17 protein-coding genes and 1 pseudogene are annotated in these 17,852 nt (G+C 63.7%); 5 read left to right on the top strand and 13 right to left on the bottom strand.

Annotation, left to right across the window (positions count from 1 at the left end):
• A pseudogene (locus ACOJCM_RS02155) lies at positions 1-75 on the bottom strand (electron transfer flavoprotein subunit beta/FixA family protein); the annotation flags it as partial.
• A 275-nt stretch (positions 76-350) separates the two neighbouring features.
• On the opposite strand from ACOJCM_RS02155, the gene ACOJCM_RS02160 reads away from it, so the two are divergent.
• Positions 351-2,021, top strand: a complete 1,671-nt coding sequence (locus ACOJCM_RS02160; protein ID WP_445210426.1) for an electron transfer flavoprotein-ubiquinone oxidoreductase — start codon at positions 351-353, stop codon at positions 2,019-2,021.
• A gap of 80 nt (positions 2,022-2,101) precedes the next feature.
• Here ACOJCM_RS02160 and ACOJCM_RS02165 read toward each other — a convergent pair whose 3' ends face one another.
• From ACOJCM_RS02165 to ACOJCM_RS02195, 7 genes are all read right to left on the bottom strand, one after another.
• Positions 2,102-3,193, bottom strand: a complete 1,092-nt coding sequence (locus ACOJCM_RS02165; RefSeq protein WP_445210427.1) for a DegT/DnrJ/EryC1/StrS family aminotransferase — start codon at positions 3,191-3,193, stop codon at positions 2,102-2,104.
• A 10-nt stretch (positions 3,194-3,203) separates the two neighbouring features.
• Positions 3,204-4,181 (bottom strand): Gfo/Idh/MocA family oxidoreductase, encoded by a 978-nt coding sequence (locus ACOJCM_RS02170; protein ID WP_445210428.1) that lies wholly within the window; start codon positions 4,179-4,181, stop codon positions 3,204-3,206.
• A gap of 95 nt (positions 4,182-4,276) precedes the next feature.
• The gene (locus ACOJCM_RS02175; protein ID WP_445210429.1) at positions 4,277-5,098 is read right to left on the bottom strand and encodes a sulfurtransferase; all 822 of its coding nucleotides are present in this window, start codon (positions 5,096-5,098) and stop codon (positions 4,277-4,279) included.
• On the bottom strand, positions 5,095-7,326 hold the full coding sequence (locus ACOJCM_RS02180; RefSeq protein ID WP_445210430.1) for an ATP-dependent helicase: 2,232 nt from the start codon (positions 7,324-7,326) through the stop codon (positions 5,095-5,097). Before ACOJCM_RS02180 ends, ACOJCM_RS02175 begins: the two co-directional genes overlap by 4 nt.
• A complete protein-coding gene (locus ACOJCM_RS02185) occupies positions 7,323-7,877 on the bottom strand; it encodes a DUF1285 domain-containing protein (protein ID WP_445210431.1) in 555 nt (184 codons plus the stop codon). Before ACOJCM_RS02185 ends, ACOJCM_RS02180 begins: the two co-directional genes overlap by 4 nt.
• A gap of 34 nt (positions 7,878-7,911) precedes the next feature.
• A complete protein-coding gene (locus tag ACOJCM_RS02190) occupies positions 7,912-8,757 on the bottom strand; it encodes a TatD family hydrolase (RefSeq protein ID WP_445210432.1) in 846 nt (281 codons plus the stop codon).
• A gap of 102 nt (positions 8,758-8,859) precedes the next feature.
• A complete protein-coding gene (locus tag ACOJCM_RS02195) occupies positions 8,860-10,329 on the bottom strand; it encodes an anion permease (RefSeq protein ID WP_445210433.1) in 1,470 nt (489 codons plus the stop codon).
• Positions 10,330-10,582: 253 nt separating this feature from the next.
• Between ACOJCM_RS02195 and frdA the strand changes: the two genes are divergently transcribed.
• From frdA to frdD, 4 genes are read left to right on the top strand one after another with little or no spacing between them, the layout of a single operon-like run.
• Positions 10,583-12,388 (top strand): fumarate reductase (quinol) flavoprotein subunit, encoded by a 1,806-nt coding sequence (gene frdA, locus ACOJCM_RS02200; protein ID WP_445210434.1) that lies wholly within the window; start codon positions 10,583-10,585, stop codon positions 12,386-12,388.
• Complete coding sequence (locus ACOJCM_RS02205) at positions 12,385-13,104, top strand: succinate dehydrogenase/fumarate reductase iron-sulfur subunit (protein WP_445210435.1); 720 nt, start codon at positions 12,385-12,387, stop codon at positions 13,102-13,104. The genes frdA and ACOJCM_RS02205 overlap by 4 nt, the downstream gene beginning before the upstream one ends.
• Before the next feature lie 8 nt (positions 13,105-13,112).
• Positions 13,113-13,511 (top strand): fumarate reductase subunit C, encoded by a 399-nt coding sequence (locus tag ACOJCM_RS02210; RefSeq protein ID WP_445210436.1) that lies wholly within the window; start codon positions 13,113-13,115, stop codon positions 13,509-13,511.
• Entirely contained in the window at positions 13,508-13,876 is a 369-nt protein-coding gene (frdD, locus tag ACOJCM_RS02215) for a fumarate reductase subunit FrdD (protein ID WP_445210437.1), read from the top strand. The genes ACOJCM_RS02210 and frdD overlap by 4 nt, the downstream gene beginning before the upstream one ends.
• Before the next feature lie 28 nt (positions 13,877-13,904).
• Here the strand turns inward: frdD and ACOJCM_RS02220 are convergent, their stop codons facing one another.
• From ACOJCM_RS02220 to pabC, 5 genes are all read right to left on the bottom strand, one after another.
• A complete protein-coding gene (locus ACOJCM_RS02220) occupies positions 13,905-14,240 on the bottom strand; it encodes a PilZ domain-containing protein (RefSeq protein WP_445210438.1) in 336 nt (111 codons plus the stop codon).
• A 25-nt stretch (positions 14,241-14,265) separates the two neighbouring features.
• Entirely contained in the window at positions 14,266-15,261 is a 996-nt protein-coding gene (locus tag ACOJCM_RS02225; protein WP_445210625.1) for a DNA polymerase III subunit delta', read from the bottom strand.
• On the bottom strand, positions 15,258-15,911 hold the full coding sequence (tmk, locus tag ACOJCM_RS02230; RefSeq protein WP_445210439.1) for a dTMP kinase: 654 nt from the start codon (positions 15,909-15,911) through the stop codon (positions 15,258-15,260). The genes ACOJCM_RS02225 and tmk overlap by 4 nt, the downstream gene beginning before the upstream one ends.
• A gap of 50 nt (positions 15,912-15,961) precedes the next feature.
• Entirely contained in the window at positions 15,962-16,966 is a 1,005-nt protein-coding gene (gene mltG, locus ACOJCM_RS02235; RefSeq protein ID WP_445210440.1) for an endolytic transglycosylase MltG, read from the bottom strand.
• 73 nt (positions 16,967-17,039) lie between these two features.
• Entirely contained in the window at positions 17,040-17,840 is an 801-nt protein-coding gene (pabC, locus tag ACOJCM_RS02240) for an aminodeoxychorismate lyase (RefSeq protein ID WP_445210441.1), read from the bottom strand.
• Between the last annotated feature and the right edge of the window lie 12 nt (positions 17,841-17,852).

The raw sequence follows: 17,852 nt of genomic DNA on the forward strand, positions 1-17,852 counted from the left end.
GTCGGAGTGATCCGGCTTGACGCGGATCTTGACGTTGTAGTCGATGACGCGTTTGACCGCGACGAGTACTTTCATGGTGTCCTCGCTTGGTTCGATGGAAGAAACTTCTGGTTTTGAAGTCGCCAAGTCCCGGCACTTGCAGGAAAGATCAGCGACTACCTTGAACCGGCCAGCAGTAACAATCCCCTCTCTAGCCCGGCGCCAGGTTGTGAAACATAGCCATCGTAGGGGTGTCCTGAGTCGTTTATTATGCCTATCATGTAGAATATCGAGAAGCAAACGACCGTTTTATTTTCTTTCGACGTTGGTGTCATCATTTCCGACGACGAAGCCGAGGGGAGAGCAACCGGATGACAGAGCAAGTAGAACGCGATTCGATGGAGTTCGACGTAATCGTCGTCGGTGCCGGCCCATCAGGGCTGACGGCGGCCTGCCGGCTCATGCAGCAAGCTCAAGAGGCAGGTCAGGAGCTTTCCGTCTGCGTCGTGGAGAAAGGTTCCGAGGTCGGGGCTCATATCCTCTCGGGTGCGGTCTTCGAGCCACGTGCGCTCCAGGAACTCTTTCCCGACTGGGAGGAGCGTGGTGCACCGTTGACCACGCCCGCCACGAGCGACGAAGTCTACCTGCTCAAGGATGCCGAAAAGGCCCAGAAACTGCCCAATGCACTCGTGCCAAAGAGCATGCACAACACTGGCGGCGACATGAAGCGCTACGTCATCAGTGCCGGCAACCTGTGCCGCTGGCTGGCCGAGCAGGCCGAGGAACTCGGCGTCGAAGTCTTCCCCGGCTTCGCCGCCCAGGAAGTGATCCACGACGAGGATGGCACCGTTCGCGGCATCCTCATCGGTGACATGGGCGTGGCCGCCGACGGTACGCCCAAGGACAGCTACATGCCGGGCATGGAACTGCGCGCCAAGTACACCCTGTTTGCCGAGGGGGCCCGTGGCCACCTGGGCAAGGGGCTGATCTCGCGCTTCAAGCTCGACGCTGGCAAAGACCCCCAGCACTACGGCATCGGCCTCAAGGAGCTGTGGGACATCCCGGCGGAGAAGCACGAGCCGGGGTTGGTACTGCACGGTTCGGGCTGGCCGCTGCCCATGGACACCCATGGCGGCTGGTTCCTCTACCATGCCGAGAACCATCAGGTGGTAGTTGGCCTGATCGTTGACCTTGCCTACCAGAACCCTTGGCTCTCGCCCTTCGACGAGTTCCAGCGCATGAAGCATCACCCGGTGCTGGCCAGACATCTCGAGGGTGGCAAGCGCGTGGCCTACGGGGCACGCGCCATCGCCAAGGGCGGCCTAAACTGCCTGCCGAAGATGACCTTCCCCGGCGGCCTGCTGATCGGCTGCGACGCCGGCACGCTGAACTTCGCCAAGATCAAGGGCCTGCATACGGCGATGAAGTCCGGCCTGGTCGCGGCCGAGACGGTCTTCGAGGCGATCGCCGGCGGCGACGAGGGCGGTCGCGACCTCACGGCGTTCAGCGAGAAATGGGAGCGGAGCTGGGCCTACGCCGAGCTCAAGGAGACCGCCAGCTTCGGCCCCGCGATCCACAAGTACGGCACCGTAGGCGGCGGCGCCTACAACTTCGCCAACCAGTTGCTGGGCGGCAAGTTGCCCAACCTGCACGACACCACGCCGGACCACGCGGCCCTCAAGCCGGCCAACGAATTCGAGAAGATCGACTACCCGAAGCCAGACGGAAAGCTCTCCTTCGACAAGCTCTCCTCCGTGTTCTTATCGAACACCAACCACGAGGAGGACCAGCCCTGCCACCTGCGGCTGGAGGATCCGGCACTTCCGATTCGCGAGAACCTGCCGAAGTACGCCGAGCCGGCCCAGCGCTACTGCCCGGCCGGGGTCTACGAAGTGGTCGAGGACGATGACGGCAAGCCGCGCTTCCAGATCAACTTCCAGAACTGCGTGCACTGCAAGACCTGCGACATCAAGGATCCCGCGCAGAACATCCAATGGGTGGCGCCGGAGGGCGGTGGCGGACCCAATTACCCCAACATGTGAGGCAGAAGTTCGAAACCAGCGCTTGCATACGAAGGGCGTACCTTGCGGTACGCCCTTCTTCGTTAGTCATGGAACAGGGGTCAGGCCAGGGCATTGAGCAAAGCCTCAACCACGTAATGTTGCTGACCGGCTTCGAGATAAGGATGCATCGGCAGGCTGAGGATCTCCTGACACACCGCCTCGGCGATAGGCAGGTGACACTCGGGGTCGGCAATCGCGGGCTGTCGATTGAGTGGCAACGGGTAATGAACGGCGCTCGGCACGCCGGCTTCGGACAGGCGCGAGCGCACGTCATCTCGCCGCTGCACTCGGATGCTGTACTGAGCATGAACGCTACGATTGCCCGGGGCGATACGCGGAATCATATGGAGGGCCCCCGCCTCGTCCAGCAGCCGGTCATAGTACTTGGCCACCTGCTGGCGCAGCGCCACCTCCTCGTCGAAGAGCTCGAGCTTTGCCAGCAGGATGGCGGCCTGGAGTGTATCCAGGCGGCTATTCATGCCAAGGCGGGTGTGATGATAGCGACGCGCCTCTCCGTGGCGTGCCACGAGGCGCACCGCTTCCGCGAGAGTGTCGTCGTCGGTGAATAGCGCACCACCATCACCATAGGCGCCCAGCGGCTTGCTGGGAAAAAAGCTGGTACAGGCAATGCGCGACAGGCCGCAGGAGCGTCGTCCATACCGGGTGGCCCCGAAGCTCTGGGCCGCATCCTCCACCACGACCAGGTCGTACCGGCGCGCCAGCTGCCCGAGTGCCTCCATGTCGGCACACTGGCCGAACATCGAAACCGGCATGATGGCGCGGGTTCGAGGCGTAAGCGCCGCCTCGACCCGGGCAGGATCGATCAGGTAGGTATCAGGATCGATATCGACGAAGATGGGCCGGGCACCGGCCAAGATGACGCTCTCTGCGCTGGCAATGAAAGTAAAACCAGGCAGGATCACTTCCTCCCCCGGGCCGATGTCGAGCGCCATCAGTGCGATCTGCAGTGCGTCGGTGCCGTTGGCGCAGCTGATGCAATGGGCAACGCCCGCATAGTCGGCCAGTCGGCGTTCCAGCTCGTCCACTTCAGGCCCCAGGACGTAGCGACCATGCGCCAGTACCGCCTGAATGGCGGTATCCAACTGTGGCTTGATACGGGCCTGCTGGGTGGCAAGGTCGATGTAATCCACGCGCTCTCCCTCAGCCCCGTCCGGAAATGGCAGCCGAGCGTATTGGCTCGAGGTTGTCCAGGTAGGGATGCGCCTCGCCTTCGCGGGGGGCTTCCGGACTTGCCTGGCCCAGTTGATGGACGGTTTCGAGGCAGTGGCGCACGGTTTCGATGCCAAATCCCCTGCCGGCAAAGATCTCGCGATAGCTGACGACATGCAGATCGGTAAAACCGCTGGAAAACTCGAACTCTTCGCCGTCACAGGTGATGCTGCGATAGGTCGAATGCTGGCGGCGCACACGTTCGGGCAGGTCCTCGGCATCGATGGAGAGGAACCAGCGGACCCGCGCCTTCTCATATTCGAGATAACCGGCTGCCTTGTGCTCGTCGTGGTAATGCAGCACGTGTTCCTTCAGCTCACCGAAGATCACGTGCAGCATGTCGAAAAAATGGATCCCGATCTCGGCCATGACACCGAACGACTTGCGCGGGTCCCCTTTCCAACTGGCCAGGTACCAGGGGCCTCGCGCCGTGATATAGGTCAGCTCGACGTCGTACTGGCCCTCTCGCCGCTCGGCCAGGACCTTGTCGCGCAACTCATGAATGGCAGGATGGTGGCGCAGCTGCATGATGCTGTAGACGCGACGGCCGGTTTCCTCTTCGATGCAACACAGTTCATCGAGCTGTGCCGGGGTCGATACCAGGGGCTTCTCGCAAATTACATCGCAACCGAGATGCAGGCCAGCGGAGATATGGGCGCTGTGCAGGTGGTTGGGGGAACAGACCACCAGGTAATCGATGGCCTTCTTTTTCTGCCGCCGGAGCCGCCAGGCGTACTCCATGAAATACTCGAACTCGGTGAAGAAGGCGCAATCGGTGGAGATGGAGTCGATGATGCCTACCGAATCGTTGATATCGTAGGCGGCCACCAGGGTATGTCCCGTATCCTTGATGGCTTGCATGTGACGAGGCGCGATATATCCGGCGGCTCCGATGAGCGCAAAGTTCATATCGTCGTTCCCCCCGGATTTCCTTTCCTGACGATTCCTTTTACCCAGCGGTTGACGCTACCTGTCGAGAACTGCGTACTACAATCCTAGCGTAATCAGGCGCGCGCCACCGGGCGTGATGGGTCTCGAATCCATTCGCTCCACGAACCTGGGTAGAGCCGAGGCAAGGGCATACCGGCAATGGCATAGGCCAAAATGTTATGGCAGGCGGTCACGCCGGAGCCGCAGTAGGATACGAGGGCCTCGCCACGGGGGAGTTCGGCCGCCAGGGCCAGCGGCGCCTTGAAACGCCCATCTTCGGCCAGGTTCATGCGACTGGGACGACACGTCGCACCGGGGATGTGGCCCGCAACCGGATCGATGGGTTCGGCCTCACCGCGAAAGCGCTCTTCGCTGCGGGCATCTACCTTGAGTTCCCGTCCCGAGAAGACCTCGTCGGCACTCATCAAGGCACTTTCCTCGTAGCATGGCTGCCAGCGGCTCGGCTCAGGCAGCGCCTCCTGGCCCAGCACCAGCTCACCGCCCGCCTCCTGCCATGCTCTCAAGCCACCGTCGAGCACCCGCACCTCGGGATGCCTCGCCCATACGGCGAGCATCCACCAGGCTCGCGCCGCGGCCAACTGCCCGCTCATATCATCCAGCACCACCAGCGGCACGCTGGGCGTGATACCGAATCGCTGCAACGTGGCCGTAAAGGCCTCGGTACTTGGCAGCGGGTGACGCCCCCTCTCGCCAGGTGCGGCGGCCAGATCACGATCAAGATCGAGATGCAGGCTACCGGGCACGTGCCCGGCCTCCCACAGGCGACGCCCGGCATCGCGGTCGCCCAGCCTCGCGCGGCAGTCAAGCACTTTTGGCGGCTGGTGTCCCTGCAGTGAGTCGGCCAGCTGCTTGGCCGTGGTCAATACCTGGCTCATGTGCGTTCTCCCTGAAGAGCTTCCGTCAGCCCCCTCTCGTTGGAGAGTAGTTCGATGGGAGCCCGGCAGGCCAACAGGCGACGTCGACCGGCCTGCTTGAAGTTGACCTCGATCACCGGATCCGCGGGGTCTCCCTCCACTACCACGACCTCACCCTCGCCGAAGACGGCATGGCGCAATCGCTGCCCTGGTTGGTAAGGCTGTGGCGTGTAGGCTCCCGCCGGCTCCCCGACCACTGGCGAGCGCTGGGTCAGAGTCAACCCGCCGGCCCCTACGGCACTGAGATAGCGTGCGACCAGAGTGGGTGAAGAAACCGCCAAGGGAGCGACTTCTTTACCTGGACTCGACAATCGAGTCGCCACTTGACGGCAATCCTCCCATGCCGTCTCGACGATGAAGCGGCTAGGACGGTGGTCACCACTGTCATGCAGCAACAACAGGCGCTCCCGCGCCCGGGTCACGGCGACGTAGAACAGACGCCGCTCCTCTTCCAGGCGCTCGGGCGAAAGCGGATTGTCGCGGCTGTAGTGAGGGAAATCCTCCTCGTTGACCCCTGCCACCACGACCAGCGGCCACTCCAGCCCCTTGGCACCATGTACGGTGGTGATCAGGAGCCCGTCGGCATGGTTCTCGACGGGGCGCTCCAGCAGTTCGATGAAGGCATCGATATCACTGGCCTCCCCGGCCTGCTCGATGAGTACGTCGAGCAGGCGCACGTCCTCCTCGCCCTTCTCGCGACGCGCAGCGGCACGCTTGAGGACCTTTTCTGCATCCAGCGACTCGACGATGTGGCCCAGCAGGCGCGCCGGGGCCCAGCCGCCGAGACGCGGCAGTTCGCACAGCAACGCCCAGCGCCGTTTCAGGTTGCGGCGCTGCATGGGCTTGAGGCCGACCAACAGAGGGTCATCGCGCTCAGGGTAGCGTTGCGTCTCTGCCAGGCGCTGCGCCAGGGCAACGAGACGCTCCCGGGCCACGAACGGCGTAGGCTGTTCGAGCAGCCGCAGCAGGTGCGCCGGATCGTTCAACAGGACGGGAGTACGCGCCAGGCGCAGGTAGCCGGCCAGCGCCTGCACCAGCGGCAGGCGAAAGACGAAGCGATCCTCCCGAGACAGACGGAACGGAAGGCCGGCCTGGAGCAGTTGCAGCTGCACCGGTACCGACAGCGCCCAGCTGCGCACCAGCAAGCAGGCTTCGCTCAACGCTCTTCCGGCCTGCCCCCAGCGCGCCAGGGTCGCCAGCAGCGCGGCGCTGCCCTGCTCGACAGCGATTTGGGTCCTCGGATTGCCGGGTGCCGCCAGGCACAGCTGGTCAGGGCCGCGCCGGTTGGCGGCGATGGCATGGTTGGCCAGCAACGCCAGCGAATGGCCATGACGAAACGTCAAGGAGAGCGGATAGTCGGTCGCCGCACCGAAGGTGGCGGTAAAATGCTCACGCATCGTGTCGGGATGCGCACCACGCCATTCGTAGATGCACTGGTTGGCGTCTCCCACTGCCATCACGTCGGCCTCGCGACCGGCGAGCAATGCCAACAGGCGCAACTGGGCCTGGTTGATGTCCTGGTACTCGTCGATAATCGCCTGATCGAGAAAGCCTTGGACCCGCCGCGACAGGTCGGGGTCGGCCTCCAGCGCACGCAAGGGGCGATAGAGCAGGTCCGAGTAGGTCATCAGGGCATGGTCGGCCAGCAGCGCCTCGAATCGCTCGAAGGTCTCGGCGAAGTGCTCGCTACCCTCATCGTCATCGAGGCGATCCAGCAAATCGGCGGCAGGCACCATCTCGGCCTTCACCAGACCGCAAAAGTGTGCCAGCGCTTCGAGCGTGTCGGCTTCAAGAGCCATCTCGCGCCGGTCGCCGTCCTCCAAGACGTCGAGTGTCGCCTGGCGCAGCAGGCGTTCCACCTGCCAGTCGGCGGCGATCAGCCGGCGTGGTGCCAGCGCACCCCAACGGGTGAGGCTTGCGGTCAGGCGATGCCCCAGGGAATGAAAGGTGCGCACGTCCGGCAGACGCTGCCCGGCCGGCGCCATCTCGACCAGCCGGCGCTGGAAGTCCTCGCGCGCCGAACGGTTGAACATCAATACCAGGATTCGATTTGCCGGTACGCCTCGCGCCAGCAGGTGCAGGACGCGAGCGACCAGGGTCGTCGTCTTACCGGCTCCCGCGACCGCCGCCACCCGTGCATGACCGACGCCATGCTCGACGACCGCTCGCTGCTCCTCGGTCAGCCTCACGTGGCCTCGGCGGGAAGCTCGCCCAGCGGTTGCCATACCCCCATGCTGGTCAGCCCGAGCGCCAGCGCGCCGCTCTCCGTCAAGCGCTGCTCGGCATGCTCCACCAGGCGGTAGTAGACGTTACGCCCCAGGCGGGCGGCAAGGCCGAAGCGGACCGGCACCTCCGGCACCTGGAGGTCATCGGGGGTGGCACTCAGCTGCAGGCGGTACTCGCCATCCAGCCGCACACGATCACCTACATGGGTCGTCAGCCACCAGTCCCCCGCCTGATCCTGCTCGGCATCGACCACGACGAAGGGACGATCGGCCACGCGGATGCGCTGCTTCTCCACCGGCGTGACCAGGTAGTAATGGCCATCCTCTTCACGGCGCAACAAGGTCGAGAGCAGCCTGACCAGTCGAGGTCGTGTCATTTCGCTGCCTTCGTGGAACCAGCGGCCGTCAGCGGCGATCTCGAGGTCCATCTCCCCCACCCGCTCTGGCTGCCAGCGATCCAGCGGGGGAATGGCGCCATCCGACTCGATGTGATTGAGCAGAGGATCCAGGTTCATGCTTGCACCTTCGATATGAATCTGTGCCGTACCGCTATACCAAGCCGGCCCGGGCAAGCACATCGCGGGTCTCGGCGGAAACTTCGGGTGCGGCATGGCGAAACAGCCGATAGAAGTTGGCAGTGGTCTGCATGGCAACTTCGTCGACGCTGATACCGCGCTCGCTGGCGATGCACTCGGCCACTTCCACCACCCAGGCCGGCTCGTTTGGCTTGCCGCGATACGGTACCGGGGCAAGATAGGGGCTGTCGGTCTCGATCAGCAGCCGGTCGAGCGGCACCCGCCGCGCCACCTCGCGCAGCGACTCGGCATTGCGGAAGGTGACGATGCCCGACAACGAGATGTAAAAGCCGTGACGCACCGCCTCCCGCGCCATCTCGAGATCCTCGGTAAAGCAATGCAGTACGCCTCCTATGGCCGGATCGCAGTGCTCACGAATCAACGCCAGAGTGTCTTCGCGCGCCTCACGGGTGTGCACGATCACGGGCAGTTCCAGCTCGGTGGCGGCCACCAGCTGGCACCGGAAGCGCTCGCACTGAACCTCCCGCGACGGCACCCGCTCGGGTGTCTTGTCAAGGTAATGGTAGTCCAGACCGCATTCGCCGATCGCCACGACGTCGAAACGTTCCGCCGTCTCCTTGATGGCTTCGACGTCGGGTTCGCGTTCGAGCAGATGCAGGGGATGCACCCCGGCAGAGATCGCCACGTCAGCGTGCTCGCGGCCGATTTCAGCCAGGGCCGGCACGTCATCGAGGGTCACCGCAATGGCGAGAAACTGACGCACGTCACGCGCCCGGGCCGCCTCCAGGGCGGCAGCGAGACTACCGTCGTGAGTCGTCGGGTCGAGGCGATCGAGATGACAATGGGAGTCGACGAACATGGGCGGCGGCGTCTTCCTCTGCAACGTTCAGGGGGAGGTGCAGAGTATACGAAAACGCCACTCCACGTCGACGTGGAGTGGCGTGCCCGCCGAGCTCGCCGGCTACAGAATGAGCAGCAACCAAGGCAGGCCAACCGCCAGCCAGACAAGCAGGAACAACAGGCCGAAGACAGCTCCAAGGCGCCACCACAGCGGACCAGGCAAGAAACCGCTGCCGTAGTAGACGGGGCTCGGCCCGGTGCCATAGGGCGTCAAGATACCCATGAAGCCCAGCGTCGGCAGCAGCAACAGCACGAACATGTGCATATCGATACCGGGGATACCCGAGGCGGCAGCGAGCATGACGGGTAGCAGCGCCGTGACGTGGGCGGTGACGCTGGCAAAGAAGTAGTGCAACAGGTAGAAGATCACCGTCAAGGCCAGCATCGCCACCAACGGGTCGAGGTGACTGATGCGTGCCCCGACCAGGTCACCGAACCAGCCAACGAAGCCCACCTGGCTGAGGCCGCCGGCTAGTGCCACCAGGGTGGCGAACCAGACGAAGGTATTCCAGGCCGCCTTGTTGTCGAGTATGTCGTTCCAGTTGACGATACCAAACAGCAGCATGGCACAGATCACGATCAATCCCACCAGCGATGCCGAGATAACATCGCCGGCAAAGATCCACAACAGCAGCGCGATGAGCACCAGCACGACGAGCAGCAGCTCGTTGCGTGTCAGGCGTCCCAGTGCCTTGAGCTCTCCTTCCGCCCAGTCGGACACCGCACTGCCCGACTTCACTTCCGGGGGGCAGAGCCAATAGCACAGCAAAGGTACGAGCAGCAGCAGCAGGATGCCGGCCGGTGCCACCGCCAGGAACCACTCGCCCCAGCCGATACGAATCCCGGTTGCGGTCTCTGTCAGAGCAATGGCCAGCAGGTTGGGAGCCAAGGCGGTGAGGAAGAGCGAACTGGTGACGCAAGTCGAGGCAATGGCCGTCCACATCAGGAAGCTGCCCATGCGCTTCATGCTGGGGTCGTTGGGTCGGGAGTCGTAGAGTGGAGGCAGGTTGCGCAGAACGGGATAGATCGTGCCCGCGCTTCGCGCAGTATTAGAGGGCGTGAACGGTGCCAGGATGCCGTCGGCGATCATCACTGCATAGCCCAGCGTCAAGGTGCGACGCCCCATGGTCTTTACCAACCACAGCGCAATGCGCCTACCAAGACCTGTCTTCTCATAGCCAAGGGCGAACATGAAAGCGCCGAAGATCAGCCAGACCACCGAATTGTTGAATCCCGAAACGGCCCAGGCAAAGGCACTGTTGGCTGCGTTGAAGCCAGGCACGGACAGCTGTTCTGGAGAATACAGTACCCAGGGAGCAAGGAGAGCCGCCACCGTTACCCCGATCAGGCCAATGACGGCGCCAGGCAGTGGCTCGAATATGAGCCCTACCACACAGCCCAGGAAAATGGCGAAGAAGTACCAGGCGTGCGGCGGCAGCCCCACGGGCACCGGCAAAAGCGCCACCAGCAGTGCAACCAGCAGTGGCGCCAGGGCTTTCCAGGAGAAGCGAGACATCCATTCGGACAACATGAGCCGACCCTTATTGTGGCTGATGTGGACAGGCTGAGGCATCGCCAACGGCGCGCCTGTTTAACAGGTTACGGGCGAAAGAAAACACACAACAGATAGGCCAAAGACTTTCAAACAGCTGAATGATATAGATCAAGAAAAGCATGCAAGCCCGCAGGCGCCCGATAGCTGACGCACAGAGCGAGTGCTAGTCTGCGAAGCGATAACGCGCCACGACGGCTACGCCGGCGCAAGGCCTGGAAACGGAGAGAGCATGCAGCAACGAGATTTCGATATCGTCATCGTGGGAGGCGGCGGCGCTGGCTTGCGTGCCGCCATCGCCGCTGCCGAACAGGCCAAGGCAGATGGCCGCCCGCAGCGCATCGCCTTGCTCTCCAAGGTCTATCCCATGCGCTCGCATACGGTGGCCGCCGAGGGTGGCGCAGCGGCCGTGACGAGCCCGGAGGACAGTCTGCAGGCCCACTTCGACGATACCGTTGCCGGCGGCGACTGGCTGGCCGAACAGGGCGTTGTCGATTACTTCGTTCGTCACGCCCACCGGGAACTGGTGCAGATGGAACACTGGGGGTGCCCGTGGAGCCGCCAGGCCGACGGCTCCATCCAGGTGCGGCGCTTCGGCGGCATGAAAACCGCTCGTACCTGGTTCGCCGCTGACAAGACCGGCTTTCATATGCTGCACACGCTGTTCCAGACCTCGATGAAATATACCGAGATCGAGCGCCTGGACGAGTACTTCGTGCTGGATCTCGCTGTCAGCGACGGCGCCGTAGTCGGCGTCGTCGCGCTGCAGGTCGCGACCGGCGAACTGGCCCTGCTGCGCACCAAGGCCGTGGTGCTGGCCACCGGCGGCGCCGGCCGGCTATTTCGCTTCAATACCAACGCCGGCATCGTCACCGGCGACGGCATGGCCCTCGCCTATCGCCACGGCGTGGCGCTGCGCGACATGGAATTCGTTCAGTACCACCCCACCGGCCTGCCGGGTTCCGGCATCCTGATCACCGAGGCCTGTCGTGGTGAAGGCGGCATCCTGCTCAACAAGGATGGCTATCGCTATTTGCAGGACTACGGGCTCGGCCCGGAAACGCCGCTCGGCCAACCGCAGAACAAGTACATGGAGCTGGGGCCTCGGGACAAGCTTTCCCAGGCATTCTGGCAGGAGCAGCAGGCGGGCCGTACCGGCACTTTTGCCGGCAGCGATGTGGTCTATCTGGACCTACGTCATCTGGGCGAGGCCGTGCTGCGCGAACGGCTGCCTTTTATCTGCGAGCTCGCCAGGTCCTACATCAATGTCGATCCCGTGCACGAGCCCATCCCCATCCGTCCGGCGGTGCATTACACCATGGGCGGTATCGAGACCGATGCACAGTGCGAAACCCGAGTGCAGGGACTGTATGCCGCTGGCGAGTGCGCCTCGGTCGGCCTGCATGGCGCCAACCGACTCGGCTCCAACTCGCTTACCGAACTGCTGGTCTTCGGTCGACTGGCAGGCGAACGAGCCAGCCGGCGCGCTGCAGCGCAGGCGTTCGCCGATCCAAGGTTGCTGGAAGAACAGGCGCAACGACAGCAGGCGGCGCTGGCCAGCCTGTGCGATACCAACGGCACGGAGGACTGGGTCGCCCTCAAGCGCGAACTGATCCAGACCATGGAGGCGGGTTGCGGCATTTATCGCACCACGGAGGGCATGCAGGCGGCTCTCGAAACCGTCCGGAAGCTACGAGCGCGCTATCGCCAGGTACGCGTGCATGACGCCAGCAAAATCTACAACACAGAATTGCTCGAATGCATCGAGCTGGGCTTCGGGCTGGACATCGCCGAAGCGACTTGCCTCGGCGCGCTGGAGCGACGCGAGTCCCGCGGTGCTCACCAGCGCCTCGATGACGGCATGCAGCAGCGCGACGACTCCCGTTTCCTGAAGCATAGCCAGGTTTACCACCGCGGCGACGCGCCGGCGGAGCTGAACTGGCAAGATGTCGACGTACGCTTCTCCGCCCCTGCCGTCCGTGCCTATGGCGAGGCCGGCCATACCCAAGCCGATGCCGACAAGGGAGCCCGCTCATGAATACCAAGGCGATCCGTATCAGGCGCCACTTGCCGGAGCAGGAAGAGGGTTCGTACTGGCAGGATTTCGAAGTGCCGGTCGACGAAAATACCTCGTTGCTGGATGCCCTGAATCACGTCAAGGAGATGCTGGACCGCACCTTGAGCTACCGCTGGTCGTGCCGCATGGCCATCTGCGGCTCCTGCGGCGTCATGGTCAATGGCATTCCCAAGCTGGGCTGCAAGACGTTCCTGCGTGACTACCCGGGTGAAATCCGCATCGAACCGCTGGCACATTTCCCGGTGCAACGCGACCTGGTGGTCGATATGGAAGTCTTTCTCGAGCATCTCGCCGCCGTTAAGCCTTACTTGATCGACAAGGCAGCGAACGGCGGCGAGACGCATCGTCAGACACCTGAGCAGCTGGCTCGCTACAAGCAGTTCTCCAATTGCATCAACTGCGGCCTGTGCTATTCGGCCTGCCCCCAGTTTGGGCTCAATCCCGAATTTCTGGGCCCTGCAGCCATCGCCCTCGCCCATCGCTATAACCTGGACAGCCGCGACCACGGCAAGCCCCAACGCATGGCTGAGCTCAATCGGCACGAAGGGGTCTGGAGCTGCACCTTCGTCGGCTTCTGCTCCGAGGTGTGTCCTAAACACGTGGACCCCGCAGCCGCGGTGAATCAAGGCAAGGTGGAAGCAGCCAAGCACACACTGATCGCGCTGTTCAAGGGATAGGGGGAAACATGCGCAAGCCGTCCGACACATTTCCGACGCTCAAGCGAACCTGGTGGCTCAAGCATCGTTACTTCTTAGCTTACATGCTGAGGGAAGCCACGGTGCTGCCGCTGGTGTTCTTTGTCGCCTGCCTGCTGGCGGGGATCATTGCCCTGCTGCGGGGAGACGCGCCCTGGCTGGGCTGGCTGGGCTTCATGGGCTCTCCGCCGGTACTGCTGCTCAACCTGCTGGCCCTGCTGGCGAGCCTGTACCATGCCTGGACCTTCTTTCAGCTCTTCCCTCGCGTCATGCCGTTGCGAATCGCGGGCCACGCCTTGCCCAGCCAGGCCATCGTGGCGGGCCAGTGGGCTGGCGTGGTGGTGGTCCTTCTGCTTTTCCTGTGGCTGTTCGTAGGAGCCCCTCGATGAAAAAGCCCGCTGCACGCCGCCAGGCCTATGACGAACCGCTGTGGTGGGGGCTGTTCAGCGCGGGCGGCGTCTGCTTCGCCGTCATCGCCCCTGCCGCTATTTTATTCCTCGCTCTGCTGGCTCCGCTCGGCATCATTTCGCTCGATGCCGAACGCGCCCGCGCGCTGTTGTTCGGCCTGCCAGGCATCCTGTTCGTCGGGGCAGTGGTCTGCTTGCCGCTGTTTCACGCCGCGCACCGCATCCGACATGGCTTGTTCGACCTGCGCTTGGGCCGCGACGGGCGCAACAAGTGGCTGACCTATGGCTGTGCTGCGGTATTGAGCGCCGCGGCGCTGGGCGCCGTTCTGTTGGGGATGGTGCGGTAGCGCTTCAACGCGCCTTGCATCGATTGCGCTAGAGCGTGTAGGTCTGCACACCCTTGTCCAGTTGCCCTGCCAGCTGAGTCTCGATGCGGTCGCGCACGCCCTGATCCTCGGGGCTGAAATGAATACCGATGCCCGGCACCCGGCGCCCTGCCACGCCATCGGGCGAGACCCAGACGACATGGCCGGTGACGGGCACCCGCTCGCTTTCGCCGGGCAGGGCCAGCAACAGGTAGACTTCCTGGCCCAGCTCGTAGCGCTCACGGGTAGGCACGAAGATACCGCCCCGCTCCAGCAGCGGCATATAGGCGGAGAGCAGCGTCTGCTCATCCTGAATCGTCAGCGACAGGGCCTTCTGCGGTGCCATTCGTTATCCTCCCTTTCACCCTGGCTTAGGAGCGGAGCAGGGTCGACCAGCGAACCAGCCAGGCCTCGATGACCAGCTGAGGGTTGGGATTGCCGCCAGCAGCCAGCAAGCGGCGCTGCTCGCGAGCGAAGTCCAGCAGCCGGAACCAGTCCTGTACCCGGGCGTTCTTCACAGCCTGGCGATAAAGCGGCAGCAGATCGGGATTGCGGACCTGCGCTGCCTCCCCGGAAAGCCCCAGACGAATGAGATCCTCGAGCCAGGCAATACCGTACCACAGGATCGACTCCAGCGACTGGCGGTCGAGACGGGCCGCCTCGGCCACGGGCTCGGCACCGCGCACCAAGGCATCGAACGTCTCGTGCAGTTGCTTGCGCAGCGTCCTCGACTCGGGCGTTGCCAGTTCGGCCGCCAGCAGCGGCAGCCCACCCGAGACCTGATACCAGAATGCGGCTTCGTCACGACTACCCAGCTGCTCGGTCAGCCACGCCAGGCTCTGCTCCGGTACCGGTAGCGGCAGGCTCCAGTGCTGGCAACGCGAGCGAATGGTGGCCAGCATGCGTGAGGGTACGTCTGCCAACAGCACGAACTGGGTACGCTCGCCCGGCTCTTCGAGGCTCTTGAGCAGCGCGTTGGCGGCGGCAATGTTCATCGCTTCGGCCGGCGACAGCACGATCACGCGGTGGCCGCCCTGCTGAGCCGTCTGGGCGACGAAGGCGTTGACCTCGCGGATGGGGTCGATACGAATCTGCCGCTTGCCCTCTTCCGGTGAAACACGCAGCAGGTCGGGATGATAGCCGGAGGCCAGCATGTGACACCCGTGACATTCCCCGCAGGCCACCTCACCCGGGGTGCGGCAAAGCAGGTAGCCAACCAGCGCCTCGGCGAAGCGCTGCTTGCCCACCCCATGGGGTCCGGAGAGCAGCAGGGCATGAGGCAAGCGAGCGCTGCGGTACAACGTCAGGAACTGCTGCCAAAGCGGCGCGTGCCACGGCAGAGGGCGTGCTGGCGTGGGCTCGCTCATAGCCATGGGCCGAGGCGCTCCTCAAGGCAGGCCGCAAGTCTTGACTGCACGGCGTCAAGCGATGCATCGGCATCGATGACGGCCATCCGTTGCGGCGCCGCTTCGGCCCGTGCCAGGTAAGCCCGACGCACGGCCTCGAAAAAGGCCGCGTGCTCCTGCTCGAATCTGTCACGTCCCTGCCCCCGCGCTTGCAGACGGCTCTGAAGGCGTCGTTGGGCCGCCTCGACCGGCATGTCGAGGAGCAACGTCAGGTCGGGCTCTAGCCCACGCTGTACGAAGCGCTCCAGCTCGCCGACACGCTCAGGATCGATGCCGCGGCCGCCGCCCTGGTAGGCGAAGGTGGCGTCGGTAAAACGATCGCAAAGCACCCAGGCGCCGCGCGCGAGTGCAGGCCGAATGCGCTGCGCCAAGTGCTGTGCCCGGGCGGCGAACACCAGCAGCAACTCAGCGTCGTCATCAAGGGGTTCGTCGGCCTCCGGTGAGAGCAGCAACTCACGGATGGCCTCGGCACGTGACGTACCGCCCGGTTCGCGAGTGAGCACCACCTCGACGCCCCGGGCTTGCAGCCAATGGGCCACCCATGACAGGTTGGTCGATTTGCCGACTCCTTCCCCCCCTTCCAGGGTGATGAAGCGTCCACGCTGTTGCATCGGGGCTCCTGTAGGTCCGGCCGCACACCGGCATGCGCTCAGTGGGTTGATCAGCGATTGCGGATATAACGATTCACGGCATTGTTATGTTCGCGCAAGTTGCGCGAGAAGTGGTGTGTTCCATCGCCTCGCGACACGAAATAGAGGGTATCGCCTGGCAGCGGATCAACAGCGGCCTCGAGGGAAGCACGCCCCGGCATGGCGATGGGCGTCGGCGGCAGGCCGTCGATCGTATAGGTATTGTATGGCGTCGATTCCTGCAAGTCTGCGCGGGAGATACGCCCCGCGTAACGCTCGCCCATGCCATAAATCACGGTAGGATCGGTCTGCAGGCGCATGCCGCGCTCCATACGCCGCTTGAACACGCCGGCAATTTCTCGACGCTCCTCGGGAGCTCCGGTTTCACGCTCGATCAGCGATGCCATGATAAGCGCCTCGTAGGGCGTATCGATCGGCAGGTCGTCACGGCGCTCTTCCCATACCTCTTCCAGTACCTGCTCCATGCGTGCCAGTGCCTGGCGCAGAATATCGAGGTCGCTCATGCCCTTGTGATAACGATAGGTATCAGGAAAGAACCACCCTTCGGGATGACGCCCCTCACGGTCCAGCAGCGCCATGATTTCTTCGTCACCAAGCCCCTGGGTCCGATTCTCCAGCTTGGGCGCCGTTTCGAGACGCGTGCGCATCTGACGGATAGTCCAACCCTCCGGTATGGTCAGTGGGTAGGTGACGACTTGGTCGCTGCCGAGCAATTCGATCAGCTCACGTCCGCTCATGCCCGGCTCGAGCATGTACTCGCCGGCCCGCAACCGCGGTACCGTGTCGGGCTCGATTCGCGTCAGCAGGCGGAACGCCCACTCATCCTCTAGCAGGCCGCGTTCTTCCAGGTCCGAGATCACGCGGTTGTAACCCGCACCGCGCGGCACTTCATAGAGCGTCTGCTCGTCCACGGCAATGGGAGCTTCGAGCCGACCCTGCCAATAGCGGTAGCCAGCGAAGCTCGCCACGCCTGCCACGATAACCAAGACCACCAACAACTTAAGCAAACGCAGCATGCGCCTTCCTCGTTACCAACTCTTCACTGCGGCGACGGTTCGCGCCGTTCGCTTCGCCCGGCCTGTTCGCAGCTCAATGTTCGACGACTGGGTAGCCCAGCAACTCATGGGCCTCGCTCTGCAGCACACGGTGAACGCCGCCCAGCGCCCAACTGCGCAGCATGGCACCGTCGGCTGCGTCCAGGCGAACGACGGGCCAGATCCCCTGGACAGAGTTGCCGAGCCACACCGCCTCGGCGTCGACCAGCGCTTCCGGCCTCATACTGACTTCCTGAATCTCCAGGCGTTCCATCAAGGCCGCCCGCAGCGTACCCGCCACGCCGGCGCCTTCCAGACTCGGCGTCTGCAGACGTCCCTGCCACTGCCAGAACAGATTCATACAAGTGGCTTCGACCAGGTGCCCCTGGCTGTCGCAGAGGATACCTTCGGCGATGTCGGTGTCGTTCCATTCGCTGCGTGCCAGCACATTCTCGAGCCGATTGAGATGCTTGAGCCCGGCCAGAAGAGGCTGGATACCCAGCTGTAACCGACAATGACGCACCCGAACTCCCGTCTCCCAGTGCGACTTCAGGGGTGCGAAATCGCCCACCTGCCATATCAGGCGCGGCACAGCCCGTGGGGGAGTCAGGTAGCCACGCCCTCCGCTGCCGCGCGTCAGGATGAGCTTGAGCACCTTGAGTCCTGGCCCGGCGAGTGCCGGCAGCCTGTCGAGTTCGTCTGCAAGAGGCATGGGCATGCCAAGCCGCTCGCATCCGCGCGACAGGCGGGCCACGTGCTCCTGCCAGAGCAGCGGCTTGCCGTCACGCACCAGGATGGTTTCGAACAACCCATCGCCATACGCCAGGCCACGGTCGTCGACCGGCAATTTATCCATCGGCGTCGAACC

Source organism: Billgrantia hypersalina (genome assembly GCF_052584175.1).